The 13,739-nt window shown below is 49.6% G+C and carries 17 protein-coding genes; 4 read left to right on the plus strand and 13 right to left on the minus strand.

The window, feature by feature from the left end:
* Positions 1-89 precede the first annotated feature (89 nt).
* The 8 genes from HRU77_06035 to HRU77_06070 all read right to left on the minus strand — a co-directional run bounded on the left by HRU77_06035 (position 90) and on the right by HRU77_06070 (position 8,084).
* On the minus strand, positions 90-2,183 hold the full coding sequence (locus HRU77_06035; GenBank protein ID QOJ20289.1) for a M3 family metallopeptidase: 2,094 nt from the start codon (positions 2,181-2,183) through the stop codon (positions 90-92).
* A 56-nt stretch (positions 2,184-2,239) separates the two neighbouring features.
* A complete protein-coding gene (locus HRU77_06040) occupies positions 2,240-3,514 on the minus strand; it encodes a dihydroorotase (protein QOJ20290.1) in 1,275 nt (424 codons plus the stop codon).
* A gap of 10 nt (positions 3,515-3,524) precedes the next feature.
* Positions 3,525-4,487, minus strand: a complete 963-nt coding sequence (locus HRU77_06045) for an aspartate carbamoyltransferase catalytic subunit (GenBank protein QOJ20291.1) — start codon at positions 4,485-4,487, stop codon at positions 3,525-3,527.
* Positions 4,484-4,990: a bifunctional pyr operon transcriptional regulator/uracil phosphoribosyltransferase PyrR gene (gene pyrR, locus HRU77_06050; protein ID QOJ20292.1), complete on the minus strand. Its 507-nt coding sequence runs from the start codon at positions 4,988-4,990 to the stop codon at positions 4,484-4,486. Before pyrR ends, HRU77_06045 begins: the two co-directional genes overlap by 4 nt.
* A complete protein-coding gene (gene ruvX, locus HRU77_06055) occupies positions 4,977-5,450 on the minus strand; it encodes a Holliday junction resolvase RuvX (protein QOJ20293.1) in 474 nt (157 codons plus the stop codon). The genes pyrR and ruvX overlap by 14 nt, the downstream gene beginning before the upstream one ends.
* On the minus strand, positions 5,443-6,003 hold the full coding sequence (locus HRU77_06060; GenBank protein ID QOJ20294.1) for a YqgE/AlgH family protein: 561 nt from the start codon (positions 6,001-6,003) through the stop codon (positions 5,443-5,445). The genes ruvX and HRU77_06060 overlap by 8 nt, the downstream gene beginning before the upstream one ends.
* A 76-nt stretch (positions 6,004-6,079) precedes the next feature.
* Entirely contained in the window at positions 6,080-6,706 is a 627-nt protein-coding gene (coq7, locus tag HRU77_06065) for a 2-polyprenyl-3-methyl-6-methoxy-1,4-benzoquinone monooxygenase (protein QOJ20295.1), read from the minus strand.
* An 88-nt stretch (positions 6,707-6,794) separates the two neighbouring features.
* Positions 6,795-8,084 carry a (Fe-S)-binding protein gene (locus tag HRU77_06070; protein QOJ20296.1) on the minus strand — a complete coding sequence of 430 codons (1,290 nt, stop codon included), beginning with the start codon at positions 8,082-8,084 and terminating at the stop codon, positions 6,795-6,797.
* Positions 8,085-8,247: 163 nt separating this feature from the next.
* Between HRU77_06070 and rpsP the strand changes: the two genes are divergently transcribed.
* From rpsP to rplS, 4 genes are read left to right on the plus strand one after another with little or no spacing between them, the layout of a single operon-like run.
* Positions 8,248-8,514, plus strand: a complete 267-nt coding sequence (gene rpsP, locus HRU77_06075; GenBank protein ID QOJ20297.1) for a 30S ribosomal protein S16 — start codon at positions 8,248-8,250, stop codon at positions 8,512-8,514.
* A gap of 22 nt (positions 8,515-8,536) precedes the next feature.
* Complete coding sequence (gene rimM / locus HRU77_06080) at positions 8,537-9,049, plus strand: ribosome maturation factor RimM (GenBank protein QOJ20298.1); 513 nt, start codon at positions 8,537-8,539, stop codon at positions 9,047-9,049.
* A gap of 14 nt (positions 9,050-9,063) precedes the next feature.
* Positions 9,064-9,855, plus strand: coding sequence for a tRNA (guanosine(37)-N1)-methyltransferase TrmD (trmD, locus tag HRU77_06085; GenBank protein ID QOJ20299.1), 792 nt, complete (start codon positions 9,064-9,066; stop codon positions 9,853-9,855).
* Entirely contained in the window at positions 9,852-10,244 is a 393-nt protein-coding gene (gene rplS, locus HRU77_06090; protein ID QOJ20300.1) for a 50S ribosomal protein L19, read from the plus strand. The genes trmD and rplS overlap by 4 nt, the downstream gene beginning before the upstream one ends.
* 145 nt (positions 10,245-10,389) lie before the next feature.
* Here the strand turns inward: rplS and HRU77_06095 are convergent, their stop codons facing one another.
* The 5 genes from HRU77_06095 to HRU77_06115 form a co-directional block, all read right to left on the minus strand.
* The gene (locus HRU77_06095; GenBank protein QOJ20301.1) at positions 10,390-10,734 is read right to left on the minus strand and encodes an arsenate reductase family protein; all 345 of its coding nucleotides are present in this window, start codon (positions 10,732-10,734) and stop codon (positions 10,390-10,392) included.
* Between the two features lie 52 nt (positions 10,735-10,786).
* Positions 10,787-11,302: a hypothetical protein gene (locus tag HRU77_06100; GenBank protein ID QOJ22078.1), complete on the minus strand. Its 516-nt coding sequence runs from the start codon at positions 11,300-11,302 to the stop codon at positions 10,787-10,789.
* A 104-nt stretch (positions 11,303-11,406) separates the two neighbouring features.
* Complete coding sequence (locus tag HRU77_06105) at positions 11,407-11,661, minus strand: DUF2024 family protein (GenBank protein QOJ20302.1); 255 nt, start codon at positions 11,659-11,661, stop codon at positions 11,407-11,409.
* Positions 11,662-11,811: 150 nt separating this feature from the next.
* Positions 11,812-12,495, minus strand: a complete 684-nt coding sequence (locus HRU77_06110; protein ID QOJ20303.1) for an O-methyltransferase — start codon at positions 12,493-12,495, stop codon at positions 11,812-11,814.
* A gap of 24 nt (positions 12,496-12,519) precedes the next feature.
* Entirely contained in the window at positions 12,520-13,710 is a 1,191-nt protein-coding gene (locus tag HRU77_06115; GenBank protein ID QOJ20304.1) for an O-antigen ligase family protein, read from the minus strand.
* Between the last annotated feature and the right edge of the window lie 29 nt (positions 13,711-13,739).

The raw sequence follows: 13,739 nt of genomic DNA on the forward strand, positions 1-13,739 counted from the left end.
ATACCCCGCGCAATATACGGCAGATTATGCCAGAACTAAATAAAGTATCCATGCAGCAATAGGATGGACAAAATGATGCAATTCTCCGGTTAAGCGGTTTCCATTCCGCTATGGCGCAATAACGCATCCAATTCCGGCTCGCGTCCGCGAAACGCAATAAACGACTCAAGCGCCGAACGGCTGCCCCCCACCGCCAGAATCTCTTCCAGAAAATGCGAACCGGTGGCTGCATTCACCACCCCATCCGCAGCGGTTTCTTCAAACATACTGTAGGCATCCGCCGAAAGCACTTCCGCCCACTTGTAGCTGTAATAGCCAGCGGCATAACCGCCGGCGAAAATATGCGCGAAACTGTTGGGAAAACGGTTAAAGTCCGGCGGAATGACCACCGCGACTTCGCTGCGGATTTCGTCCAGCAGCTGTAAAACCGTCTTGCCGCCATCCGGATTAAAATCGAAGTGGACATGCATGTCGAACAGCGCAAACTCAATCTGACGCAACATTTGCAACCCGCTCTGGAAATTCTTGGCTTTTATCATCTTATCGTATAGCGCTTGGGGTAACGGCTCGCCATTATCGATATGCTGCGTCATTCCCGCCAGCACATCCCATTCCCAGCAGAAATTTTCCATGAACTGGCTCGGCAATTCCACCGCATCCCATTCCACACCGTTGATTCCGGACACCCCCAAGTCTTCCACCTTGGTCAGCAAATGATGCAAGCCATGACCGAATTCATGAAACAGCACGATCACTTCATTATGTGTAAACAAAGCCGGGCGCGGCTGATCACCAACGATGACCGGCGCGGAAAAATTACACGTCAGATAAGCCACTGGCAATTGTATGGTGTGTTTTCCCGTTGGTTGATGATCGATCCGCCGGCGCGTGATCGCATCGTCCATCCAGGCACCGCCCCGCTTGGCAGACCGCGCGTACAGATCCAAATAAAACTGGCCGATCAACTGACCGTTAGCGTCATGAATATCAAAAAACTTCACATCGGGATGCCAGCACTGAATCTTGCGCTCAGGGGCTGCAAGCGAAATGCGGATGCCGTACAGTTTTTCCACCACCTTAAACATACCGGCCAATACTTTATCTTCCGGGAAGTATTGTTTAACCTCCTGATCTGAAAAAGCATAGCGTTCTTGCCGCAGCTTCTCGCTGACATACGCCAAATCCCAAGCTTCCAATTCCGGCAGATTCAATTGCTCGGCAGCAAATTGCTGTAGTGCTTGCAAATCCTGCACTGCGTACGGTCTTGCTTTTCCCGCCAATTTTCTCAGAAACTCGAGCACTTGCTGCGGAGAAGTTGCCATTTTCGATGCCAGGGAAACTTCGGCATAATTCCCAAAACCTAGCATTTGCGCCGCTTCCCGGCGCAACCCCAGTATTTTATTAATCAGCGGCATATTATCTTTGCTCGAATCCGCTTGACTATCGAACTCGCTGGCGCGCGTTGCATAGGCGCGGTACATTTGTTCGCGCAAAGCACGGTTATCGGCGTATTGCAGCACGGGAAGATACGATGGCATATGCAGGGTAAATTTCCAGCCCGTTTTGCCATCCGCAGCGGCCAATTGCTGTGCTGTTTGCAGCACATCGTCCGGAATCCCGGTCACGTCTTTTGCATCTTCGATCAACAGGGAATATGCATTGGTAGCATCGAGCAAGTTATCGCTGAATGTGGAAGATAATTTCGATAATTCTTCCTGAATCTGCAGGAATCGCTGCTTCTTGTCGGCCGGCAATTCCGCGCCGCCCAAACGGAAATCGCGCAATTCATTTTCGATGATTTTCTTTCTCGCCGGCATCAACCGGTCGAATTCCGCGCTCGCGCGTAACTGCTTAAATTTCTCAAACAGCTTCACATCCTGCGACAACTCGGCATAAAACTGCGTAATCAACGGCAGATTGGCGTTATAGGTTTCGCGCAGCTGCGGTGTATTCATCACCGCATTCAGATGCGACACCTGTCCCCAGGCGCGCGACAGCTTTTCATTGACATCCGTCATCGGCTGCACAAACGTCTGCCAGGTTGGCGCGCCGTCATCCGTTCGGATCTTGTCAATCACCGCGCGGTTTTCCTTCAGCAACGCTTCAATCGCCGGTGTAATATGTTCGTTCTTGATTTCTGCAAAACGGGGCAAGCCGGAAAAATCTAGTAATGGGTTTGACATGTTGCTCCAAATGGATCGGTTAAAAACAAAAATGATGGGGAAATTTTGCTGAAGACTCAACGCTCGTAAACAATATGGCCATTCACCAACGTATATTTAACACCACCCGGCAATTCCATACCCATGAAAGGCGTGTTTTTTCCTTGACTCTGAATAGCTGCCGAAGTCACTTTCCAGTAATAATCAGGGTCAAAAATGCAGATATCCGCGGCACTGCCGACGGATAGATGGCCCGCGTCAATTCCCAGTATCTGCGCCGATTCCGTGCTAATCTTCGCCAGCGCTTTCAGCAACGGCAAGCGCATTTCGGCGGCCCACTTCAATGTAAGCGGCAGCAACAATTCCACTCCCGTCGCGCCGACCTCGGATTGAGCGAACGGCAACAATTTGGCATCTTCGTCCACCGGCGCATGGTCCGAGCAAATCGCATCGATCGTGCCATCCAGAACGCCGTAGCGCAGCGCGTCACGATCGCTGGAGCTGCGCAACGGCGGCATCAGATGGCAATTGGAATCAAAAAAACCGATGTCCATATCCGACAAGTGCAAATGATTGATCGTCACATCGCAGGTAATCGGTAAGCCTTGCTGCTTCGCGGCGCGAATCATCGCCAAGCCCTCGGCGCTGGAAATCCGGCACAGATGCACGCTGACACCGATTTCCTTAGTCAACAACACAATATTGGCGATGGCGATTGTTTCAGCGCACACCGGGACTGTCAGCAAGCCCAGCCGGGTCGCCACTTCGCCGTCGTGCGCCACGCCATCGCCCGTCAATGTAATTTCCTGCGGGCGCAACCAAACGCTGAAACCGAACGTCGATGCATAGCGCATGGCCTGCATCAGCACGCGCAAGTTCGGCAACAAACCATCCGATTGCCCGAACACCACGCATCCGGCGTCGTTCAGTTCGGCCATCTCGGTCAGGCGCTCACCCTTCAATCCCTGCGTCAATGCGCCGATCGGATACACATGCGCCTGATTGAGATTTTTGGCGCGATGTTTCAACATCTCCACCAATCCTGGCTCATCCAAAGGCGGATCGGTATCCGGCGGACAGGCGATACTCGTGACGCCACCGGCAACTGCCGCAGCCATTTCCGACTCCAGAGTGGCCATATATTCCAGCCCTGGTTCACGCAAGCGCACGGACAAATCCACCAATCCCGGACACACCACCAATGATTGCGCGTCGATCACCCGGCTGGCTTGAAATTCGCTTGGTGCCGAACCAATGGCCACGATTTTACCTTTGGCGACAAAAATATCCTGCACGGCATCGATCCCGTTCTTAGGATCGATCAAGCGCCCGTTTTTGATATGAATTCTCATGCAACCACCTCTAAACCTGATTGCCCGCCAGAATCGACATCACCGCCATGCGCACCGCGATGCCGAAGGTGACCTGCGGCAAAATGACCGACTGTTTCCCGTCCGCGACTTCCGAATCAATCTCGACACCGCGATTCATCGGCCCAGGATGCATCACAATGGCATCGCGACGGGCCAGCGCCAGTTTCTCCGGCGTGAGTCCGTAATATTTAAAGTACTCTTCCGGACTGGGCAGATTCGCGCCTTTCATACGCTCATTCTGCAAGCGCAACATCATCAGCACGTCGATATCCTTTAACCCTTTCGCCATATCGTGATAAACATGCACTCCCAAACGCTCCACCATTTTGGGTAACAAAGTCTTGGGCGCGATCACGCGCACTTCCGGCACGCCAAGCGTGGTCAGTGCATGAATCTGCGAGCGCGCCACACGGGAGTGCAAAATGTCACCGATAATGGCCACGCGTAAATTACGAAAATCGCGTTTGTAGCGCCGGATCGTAAACATATCCAATAACGCTTGCGTCGGGTGTGCGTGGCTACCGTCGCCGGCATTGATGACATGAATCTCCGGCTGCACATGCTTCGCAATCAAGTGCGCCGCCCCGCTCTGCGAATGCCGCACGACAAACATATCCGCGTTCATCGCGGAAAGGTTGTTGACCGTATCCAGCAGCGTTTCGCCCTTGGATTGCGCGGAAACGGCAATATTCAGATTGAACACATCCGCAGATAGGCGCTTGGCAGCGATTTCAAAAGTCGTGCGCGTACGTGTGCTAGGTTCAAAAAAAAGATTGAATATCGATTTGCCGCGCAACAGGGGGATTTTCTTCACATCACGTTCCGTGACCCCGACAAACGATTCGGCGGTATCCAGGATATGCAATAACACGGAAGCGGGTAATCCTTCGGTAGTCAGCAAATGCTGCAACGCGCCATGCTCATCCAGTTGCGGGTTTCGATTGATGATCATTCCGGCAGACTCTTATCGTACAAATGAAAGCTTAACTTGCCGTTCTTCCCACGTCTTAATTCAAGCATTTTATCCGCCGGTAGTTCCAGCACTATGCCGGTGTACTGCGTCGCTATCGGCAATTCCCTGCCCCCCCGGTCGACCAAAGCGGCCAAACTGATCGAAGCGGGCCGGCCGTAATCGAACAACTCGTTGATCGCCGCACGAATGGTACGTCCCGTCTGCAGCACATCGTCCACCAGCAAAATATGCGCGCCTTCCACGGCAAACGGTATTTCCGACGGCTTAACTTGCGGGTGCAAGCCGATCTTATCGAAATCGTCGCGATAAAAAGCGACATCCAGGGTACCGAGCGGTTGCTTGATCCCCAGTTGTTGATGCAGGCGTTCGGCCAGCCACACCCCACCGGTGTGAATACCGATTAGCGCAAAATCCCTGCTCACATCGACTTGGATTTTCTTAGCAAGACTTTCGAATACGGCTTCAGCGTCAGGTAGTGGCATGCGGCTCGTCAAAAAATGATTGCAGAATTTGTTGTGCAGCGATCTGATCCAATACCGCTTTTTGTTTTCTTCCGGCGATGCCGGCTTCGCGTAACGTTACGCTGGCTATTTCACTGGTATAGCGTTCATCTTTCATGATCACTTTGATATTAAAACGGCCGGATAGCCGCCGCGCGAAACGTTGGCTTAATTGCGTCAATTCATGCGCCGTTCCGTCGCTGTGCAACGGCAACCCCACAATCAGCAAAACCGGTTGCCAGGTTTCGATCAACTGTCCGATCAGCACGAAACGCCGCTCCGTCACTTCGCTATCCACCGTTGCCAGTGGGTGCGCCACCTTCACAGCCGTATTACCCACAGCCACGCCGATGCGTTTTTTTCCAAAATCAAAAGCTAAAACAGCCCCCGTTTGAAGCTGTTCTAATGAGTGGTTTTCCGATACTGATGAATGATTAGGCATGCCCTACTTCATTGGAAAGATTGGCATCGTGAATCCCCAGCAGCTGCATGGCAGCCGGGAGTCTTTCTTCCGTGGGCATATCGAATATCACAGCGGTTGAAGCCGGCACCGTCAGCCATGCATTCTGCGCCAATTCGTGCTCAATTTGCCCCGCAGCCCAACCCGCATACCCCATCGCGATCAAAACTTGATTCGGTCCTTCGGCGTTGGCAATGGCTTTTAAAATATCCAATGAAGTGGTCAGCCCCACCTCCCCGTTCACGGTCAGCGTGGATTGCCACTTGCCGATCGGTTGATGCAGCACGAATCCGCAATCCAGCTGCACCGGCCCGCCAAACAGCACAGGCATTGACTCCACGAGAGAATCAGTCGGTGGAATACCCAATTGCTTGAAAAGATTTACTATTGTCAGATCGGTAGGCCGGTTGATGACGAGTCCGAGCGCGCCTTGCTCGTTATGTTCACATATGTACGTCAGTGTCTTGGAAAAGACAGAATCTGCCATTGTCGGCATTGCAATCAGAAAATGATGTGTCAGATTGATACTTTTCATTGTGAATGCTTTTTGATCAATGACCTGATTATTCTCATTTCTCTCGTATCCGGCAACTCTCGAAATAATGCCGAGCTTAAACCCAGTATGCGGTATGAGTCATTACTTTCGATCCAAGTTTCATGGTTAACTTCACCGGCAACGGCAGCTCTGCGCCGCCGTATGACAATGCCATGGTCGCATGACTGGCTTCATCGACTTTCATTTGCGTCACGATGGCACGGCTTTTTTCGTCGTGATTGGGTAAGCGTTCCAAGTGCCCGGCCAGATGCGCACCGACCTGGTGCTCCGTCTCGGCCAGAAAGCCCAGATTCCACTTATCTCCCAGCATGCCCGCCACGACCCCGATGGCAAAAGATCCGCCGTACCAGAGCGGATTCAGCAAGCTTTTATGCCCGCCCAGCTCAGCGATACGGCGCTCCGTCCAAGCCAAATGTTCCGTTTCCTCGCGCGCGGCCTGCATCAGCGTTTGCTGCACTGTTTCGTTGCGCGCCGTTAGTCCTTGCCCCTGATACAATGCTTGCGCGCATACTTCGCCGACATGATTTACCCGCATCAACGCACAAGACAAACGTTTTTCCGCATCCGTCATCTCGGCTTCCGGCAATTCATTGCCAGGTACAGGCCGCACTGTCTGCGCCGGTGTCAGTAGCGTGCGCAAGGCACTGTCAAACCCAATGATAAGCTTATCGATCGTAATCATTGTCTTTTACTTCATCCGTGAATAAGAATTGACGCACCATTATAGGACGATATGCACGCATTTAGGTACACTAAAATTTACCCGGCTATCATTTCATCCCCATTTGTCTGGCCAGCAATGCGACCGGATGCAGCACTTCGATGTTCATTCCTTGCTCGTACAATCCATTGGCCATGTGCATGGCACAACCGATATTGGAGGTCAGCAGGCACTGAGCCTCGCCTTCCTGCACCGCGACTATCTTGTCCTTCAACAATATATCCGCGATTTCGGGTTGATCGATGAAATAAGTCCCCGCAGCACCGCAACATTGATCATTACCCGCCAAAGGCACGGCTTCCGCACCGGGTATCCGGGCAATCAATTGGTAAGGATATGCATGATCACGCAACACATTCCGCAAACTACACGGCTCATGCACCAAAACTTTTTGCGGCAATGGCGCAATTTCAATGCCTTCCCATCCTTCAGCCTTCATCAAAAAATGACTGATATCTACAATATGCGACTGATCACTAGCAACACAGGATTCAAGTAATTGCACACCACACCCCGATGCGGTGCTGATAATCGTGCTGAACTTAACAAATGCCGATTGATTCCGCCGCGCCAGCTCATTCGCCTGCTCAGGATCGCCGCTATGCTGGTGGATAGCACCGCAGCACACTTGGTCTAGTGGAACATGAACCGTGTAACCCAGCCGATTCAATACATAAATACTGGCATTCAAAGTTGCCACATCGGTTACGCGCGCCACACATCCCAAAAACAAAGCAACTTCACCGCGCACTTCGCCGCTCGCGGGATAAACCGGCTGCCAAAAATTGCCCGCAGCATTTTTCCCTTCCGCAGCTGTTGCATAGGGAAACTTTACCAATGGCAACTGCACAATAAATTTGAGCAATCTGTTTTTTTCCACAAAATTTGATTTTCGTAGCCATCGCAGCGATTTTCGCTTTTGTAGAAAGTAAAACAACCAGCGCAACCGATCCAGACGAGTAGGCTGCATAAGTAGCAGCCTGTCCAGCAAACTTCGCACAGTTGATTTCCGGATAGTTACTACTGATTCCGGCTGATTTGCAATTAAAGCGCGAGCTTCATCAATCAGCCGTCCGTAAGAAACCTGATTGGGACAAACCGCTTCACATGCCCTGCATGTCAGACAACGATCCATATGCTGAACAAATCGCGCATTCAATGGAATTCGCTCATTCGCGACGCCATTCATCAAAGCGATACGCCCACGCGGAGAATCAGCTTCCGATTTCAGCACTCGATACGTTGGGCAATGCGGCAAACATAAACCGCATGAAACACATTGATTCGACTCTTCAACAATCAAATCCTTGGAATGCTTTGAAAGCAATTTTTTCTCCATCTGAAACCTTAGAAGCAAGGATGTTCAGCCAATTAAATTCAAGCTTATTTATAAAGAATACCGCGGCAAATGCACGGCTATTTTATCACTTGTCAGAATCACAAGAATTACTGTAAAATTAAATGTTATTTAAATTCAAGACTGACAGATTTACAGGGAAAATATGGTTATTATCCGATTAGCAAGAGGGGGAGCAAAAAAGCGCCCGTTTTTTAATATGGTTGTAGCGAATTCGCGCTATGCCCGCGATGGCCGGTTTATTGAGCGCGTCGGTTTTTATAATCCACGTGCCGCTGAAGGTGAAGAAGCGCTGCGCGTTCAATTAGACCGGGTTGCCTACTGGCAATCCAAAGGCGCTCAGCTATCGTCCACAGCAACCCGGCTGATCAAACAGTTTTCTACCAATAAAGCAGCATCTGCAAATAGCTAAAGTCAATACACAAGACACACCAATGGTGATAATGGGTCATATTATCGGCCCATTTGGTGTTTATGGCTGGATAAAAGTTAATCCGTATACAGAATATATTGATGGATTGATGGAATATCCATTATGGTGGTTAGCCAAAGATAATAAAGATTGGCAGATGGTGCATGTGGTTGCCGGTCGCATGAACGGCAACATACTAAATGTAAAGTTAAAGGAATATAGCGACCGCACGCAAGTACTAAAGTTACAAGGAATGCAAATTGCAATCCCGCGTGATCAGCTTCCCGATCTATCCGAAAATGGAAAAGATGGCTATTACTGGTCGGATTTGATCGGCGTTGAGGTTTTAAATCTAAAAGGCGAAGAATTAGGTAAAGTTGTCGGTTTGTTTGAAACCGGTGCAAACGATGTTTTGCGCATACAGAATGCAAATAAGGATAAAGAAGAAATTCTCATTCCGTTTGTTGAACAGTACATCGTCACAGTGGATTTGAAGCTTTCACGGATTACAGTTGATTGGGGCGTAGACTATTAAGAAGGTAAAAATCAATGCCTTTTGAATGCGATGTTATCACGCTATTTCCGGAAATGTTTAGAGCCCTGACACAATACGGCATAACAGGAAGGGCGAATAGAAGTAATATTTTTTGTCTTAACACGTGGAATCCACGCGACTTTACCAGCGACAATTATCGCACTGTGGATGACAATCCCTACGGAGGGGGTCCCGGGATGGTCATGATGGCGCAGCCATTAGAAGATGCCATCATACAGGCCAAGGCAAGGCAAAATACTGCCGGGATTGAGAAACCCGCGGTGGTTTACTTAACTCCGCAAGGCAAGCGGCTTGACCATAAGATGGTCACGCAGCTTAGTACGCTGCCGGGACTGATAATGCTTTGCGGACGGTACGAAGGCATAGACGAACGTTTAATCGACCGTCAAGTCGACATGGAGATTTCCATTGGCGATTATGTTGTTTCCGGCGGCGAGTTAGCCGCAATGGTTTTGATTGATTGCATCATAAGGCAGATTCCGGGCGCATTGGGCGATCCGGAATCTGCAAATCAAGATTCATTTGTAGCGGGATTATTGGATTATCCTCATTACACCCGCCCTGAGGTGTATCAGGGTAATCGTGTACCGGAAATATTAATGTCAGGCAATCATGCGCACATCCACCGCTGGCGCTTACAGCAAGCAGTGGGTAGAACATGGTTAAAACGCCCCGATTTATTTGCGTCAAAATTTGCGCAGGGCATGACAGCAGAAGAAGAAAAACTGTTGGAAGAATTTAAACAATCCTGTAAATCCAGGGAGAAAGAGGGAAAAATATTATGAACTTAATCGAGCAATTAGAAGCAGAAGAAATTAAACGCCTGAATAAACAAATACCTGATTTTGCCCCCGGGGATACAGTTATTGTCAATGTTAATGTCGTTGAAGGCGATCGCAAACGGGTACAGGCTTATGAGGGTGTCGTGATAGCCAAGCGCAATCGCGGCCTGAACTCAGCATTCACAGTGCGCAAAATTTCCAGCGGAGAAGGCGTGGAACGAACCTTCCAAACCTACTCTCCTTTAATCGCTGATATCGAAATCAAACGCCGCGGGGCTGTTCGCCGCGCGAAACTTTATTATCTCAGGGATCGTGCAGGCAAGTCTGCGCGGATTCGTGAGAAATTACCCGCTCGCGCTAGTAGCAACAAAAACACGACATCGCCGGAATAAAAATTTTCAAGTAATAACCGCATCTTACCCGGTCACATTGCCGTAACCGGGTAAGCAATAATCTTCTACCAAAACTATCAACCGGGCATCGCTTTGTAATTGACGCTAGAAATCTGCGAAAAACGTGTTTATGCTCTGCCCCCCCCTATTTAAGCAGCTCTAAAACATTCTCCGGCGGTCGGCATAGCTTTGCCTGATTTCCTCGTACCACGATAGGACGCTGCATCAAATCCGGGTTGTCTATCATCGCTTTAATGATCTCATCCTCGGGTGCTGTGGCCAAATGACCGGCTGATGGCTCATCTTTTCTCAAAATATCACGCGCGGATAGATTGAGTTTTCCGATCAATTCCCGTAATTCATCGACCGTTAAGGGTGTTTCATAATAATTCACAGACTCAAATTCCGCACCGCTCTCCTGGAGCAAGGATAACGTCGCTCGGCATTTACTGCAGGTGGGTTTCTGATAAATTACGATCTTGTTACTCATTGGACTGGCACTTTCAAAGCTGTCACAAACACACTGTTTGCGACTCAATTGATTATTTCACACCGCACTCGGCTGAAATCGCTTTATACGCAGACGTTGAACCACTCAAGCCGAATGTATCCACCGTTTCCGTTCCGCGTGCCGAGGCGCCCTTTACCACTAATGAACTACCGCGCTTGATCGCATCGGTGATTTTATTATCGGTTGCTTGATCGGGAGCCCACGCTGAATCATCTTGAGTAAACAACCGGAAATTCTGATTATTCACGATAACAGTTGCGTCACTGCCCGGCTTATAAGGATAACCCGCAATATAGCTGAAAACATTCTTACTTTTTTCTGCAGGACGATGCGTGACCAGAGCAAACACATCGCCACGCTTTGAATAATTCCCTTCCGATTTTTTAGGCTGACTCACCATGTAACAAACCTTGTTGTTATTTTCCATGAACATATAGGCGGTCCAGTCGCCATGTTGCCCAATCAATTTAGGTTCGGCGGCAAGAGCCGCGTTACACAGTGCGAAAACAACGCCAGCCATGATCAATTTTGTACATTTCCGCTTCATTTTGAAAACCCTGAGAAATATTATCGATACGATTCTTTGCGATTGATTCAGAGTCAAGATAAAAGTATCTTCAATCCAAATTCCCAACCATGAGCCAGTGATGATTAACAGCCTTCCATTTTGTAAATATAAAAACCGTTCTTGTTGATCTCATCAATAACATTTTCCGGAGCGCTCTGGCTATGGCAAAAACTGCATTCCCGGCTGGTAACCACCGCATTGCCTTCACCAATCGAACTCAACCATTGTTTTGCATATTCAACGGCTTTCTGGTCATCTTTCACCGCGGTAAACACGTCAAAATGCATGGTATGTCCGTCTTTTGCTTTGACATAAGTATCGTAAACATGAATTTGCATAATAATTTTCCTTGAAAAAAAGTAAGGCACTCAGCACACCGGAACAACGTGCTGTACTGCGAACAAAAAGTACCGCAACTATACCAATTTATCCATTAAACCGCCATGTCAATTACGTCACCATCCCGTTGCTTCAAGCACATGCAAAGACTATTTCCTTCTGGCCACGATCAACCCGTCACGCGTCGGATTAATAAATGCATCGAAATCCGGATCATTGAAAATCAGCCGGTTATGATCCATGATCGCCTTGGTCGAGCCCTGTTCCACGCCCTGAAAATCCTCCAAGGCAACCCGGCCATACCACAACACATTATCCGCGATATAAAGCCCGCCGGGACGTATCCGCTGCTTGGCCATCAACCAGATATCCGGATAGTCACCCTTATCGACATCGTTATAACAAATGTCGAACAACCCTTCAGTTTGCGCAAAAACCTCTTGCGCCAAACCGACATTAAACTCGATGCGTTGCCATAAGCCAGCTGCGGTAAGATATTTTTCCGCACGTTCGCGATTGATCGCATCGGCATCACTGCAAATGACACACCCATCAGCGCCCGCAGCCTTCGCAAACCAATATGCCGAGTACCCATAGCCGCTGCCAAACTCGAATATCCGTTTGGCATTGATCATTTTCGCCTGCATTGCAAGAAAAACACCCGCAAGACGATTCACGATGGGAAAGTTCTTCTGCTGCGCAAACGCTTCCATTTCGGTGAGAACCGGATGATCGGTCGGCGTAACCAGTGTGCGCATGTACGTCTCGATTGCGGGATCGACCGGAATAATCCCGCGAGACTTTCGACGCCCCCGGGGTTGCATATCATTCATGAACTTCCCTTTAACGCTAGTCAATCAAATTCGATTATTTTGTTTGTGGCTGCTCATCGCAAACGCGGTAACCGCCAACAGCAGCACCGGCATTCTGCTAAAAATCAGAAATGCATCGGTCATTCCGGCCAGGACAATATAAGTTACCAAGCCCGCACCGAGTATGCTCAAGCCGCTGCGCTTAAATGCCTGATACCACCCCCAATACAGAAACAGCAAGGCCAGCATGCCAGGAATACCAACGTGCATACCGATCTCAATCCAATCGTTATGATAATGCGAAGTTTTCTGAAATGCCGGTAAGTCCTTATAAAGACCGCCTTTATACGTCTGGATCGCCATCTCGAAATAACGCTCCGGCACACCGGTGCCATAGCCCGTCAGCGGACGCTCGGCAATCGCATGCACACCGACATCCCACATGGCCAAGCGATAACCCAGGCTGGAATTGTAGTGACCTTGTTGCAACGATGCGATATCGCTTTTTGCCAGCAGCAGTCTCTCTTTAAAAACAGGACTGCTATAAGCAAAAATCCCGGCAGCCAGGGACAGCGCGATAAAAATGCCGGCGAATTTCCGGATGTCAATTCTGAAGCGCAAATAGGCTTGCAACACAATGGCGATCAGCGTCGCCAGCAGAAGAATTCTGCCGGATTGATGAAATTGAATAAAAATTAACGCCAGCGCGGCTATCCATAACGCCCCTCCGGTCACTGCCGAGCGGCTCACGCACGCAAGTCCGACAGCGACAATCGCACCCGCGCCAAGCATCGCGGAAAAACTTAGATAGGACATCTTCAGCAGCGCAATGCCCTGCTCCCCTGTCGCTAACCACTGATAAATACCTAACCCCAAAACCGTCAGATAACCGGCCACCAATCCGCCGATGACCCACGGCATGCGCGCTTTATTCAGCAGCGAATACAGCGGGATCAGAATCAGCAAAATAAAGTACTTCAGCCATTTCATCCGTCCGTTATCCGGCAATTCACCCCATGACAATCCGATCAGCAACAGTGCGCACAACAGCACAATCGCTTGCACCAAAGGCAGTTTGAGCACCTGATACAAGCGGCGCAGACCGCCGTCTATCAGCCACGCGATGACCAGCAACGAAAAAGCATAAATATTCAGCTCGCCGCGCCAGAACGCAATGCAAACAAAAACCAGCGCAAACCGGATGAATAATTCCTGCCATGATGGGAATGTGCGCATAAAATCAATCAATATTTTTTGTATACGGC

The organism is Gammaproteobacteria bacterium (genome assembly GCA_015709615.1).
Taxonomy (GTDB): Bacteria; Pseudomonadota; Gammaproteobacteria; order Burkholderiales; family Nitrosomonadaceae; genus Nitrosomonas.

Coding starts and splice junctions, on each gene's coding strand:
- HRU77_06115 (QOJ20304.1), bottom strand. CDS start 13,710: ATGCGCACATTCCCATCATGGCAGGAATTATTCATCCGGTTTGCGCTG.
- trmD (QOJ20299.1), top strand. CDS start 9,064: ATGCCTTTTGAATGCGATGTTATCACGCTATTTCCGGAAATGTTTAGA.
- HRU77_06110 (QOJ20303.1), bottom strand. CDS start 12,495: ATGAATGATATGCAACCCCGGGGGCGTCGAAAGTCTCGCGGGATTATT.
- HRU77_06045 (QOJ20291.1), bottom strand. CDS start 4,487: ATGATCATCAATCGAAACCCGCAACTGGATGAGCATGGCGCGTTGCAG.
- HRU77_06060 (QOJ20294.1), bottom strand. CDS start 6,003: ATGAAAAGTATCAATCTGACACATCATTTTCTGATTGCAATGCCGACA.
- coq7 (QOJ20295.1), bottom strand. CDS start 6,706: ATGATTACGATCGATAAGCTTATCATTGGGTTTGACAGTGCCTTGCGC.
- pyrR (QOJ20292.1), bottom strand. CDS start 4,990: ATGCCACTACCTGACGCTGAAGCCGTATTCGAAAGTCTTGCTAAGAAA.
- HRU77_06070 (QOJ20296.1), bottom strand. CDS start 8,084: ATGGAGAAAAAATTGCTTTCAAAGCATTCCAAGGATTTGATTGTTGAA.
- rpsP (QOJ20297.1), top strand. CDS start 8,248: ATGGTTATTATCCGATTAGCAAGAGGGGGAGCAAAAAAGCGCCCGTTT.
- HRU77_06100 (QOJ22078.1), bottom strand. CDS start 11,302: ATGAAGCGGAAATGTACAAAATTGATCATGGCTGGCGTTGTTTTCGCA.
- ruvX (QOJ20293.1), bottom strand. CDS start 5,450: ATGCCTAATCATTCATCAGTATCGGAAAACCACTCATTAGAACAGCTT.
- rimM (QOJ20298.1), top strand. CDS start 8,537: ATGGTGATAATGGGTCATATTATCGGCCCATTTGGTGTTTATGGCTGG.
- HRU77_06035 (QOJ20289.1), bottom strand. CDS start 2,183: ATGTCAAACCCATTACTAGATTTTTCCGGCTTGCCCCGTTTTGCAGAA.
- HRU77_06105 (QOJ20302.1), bottom strand. CDS start 11,661: ATGCAAATTCATGTTTACGATACTTATGTCAAAGCAAAAGACGGACAT.
- rplS (QOJ20300.1), top strand. CDS start 9,852: ATGAACTTAATCGAGCAATTAGAAGCAGAAGAAATTAAACGCCTGAAT.
- HRU77_06095 (QOJ20301.1), bottom strand. CDS start 10,734: ATGAGTAACAAGATCGTAATTTATCAGAAACCCACCTGCAGTAAATGC.
- HRU77_06040 (QOJ20290.1), bottom strand. CDS start 3,514: ATGAGAATTCATATCAAAAACGGGCGCTTGATCGATCCTAAGAACGGG.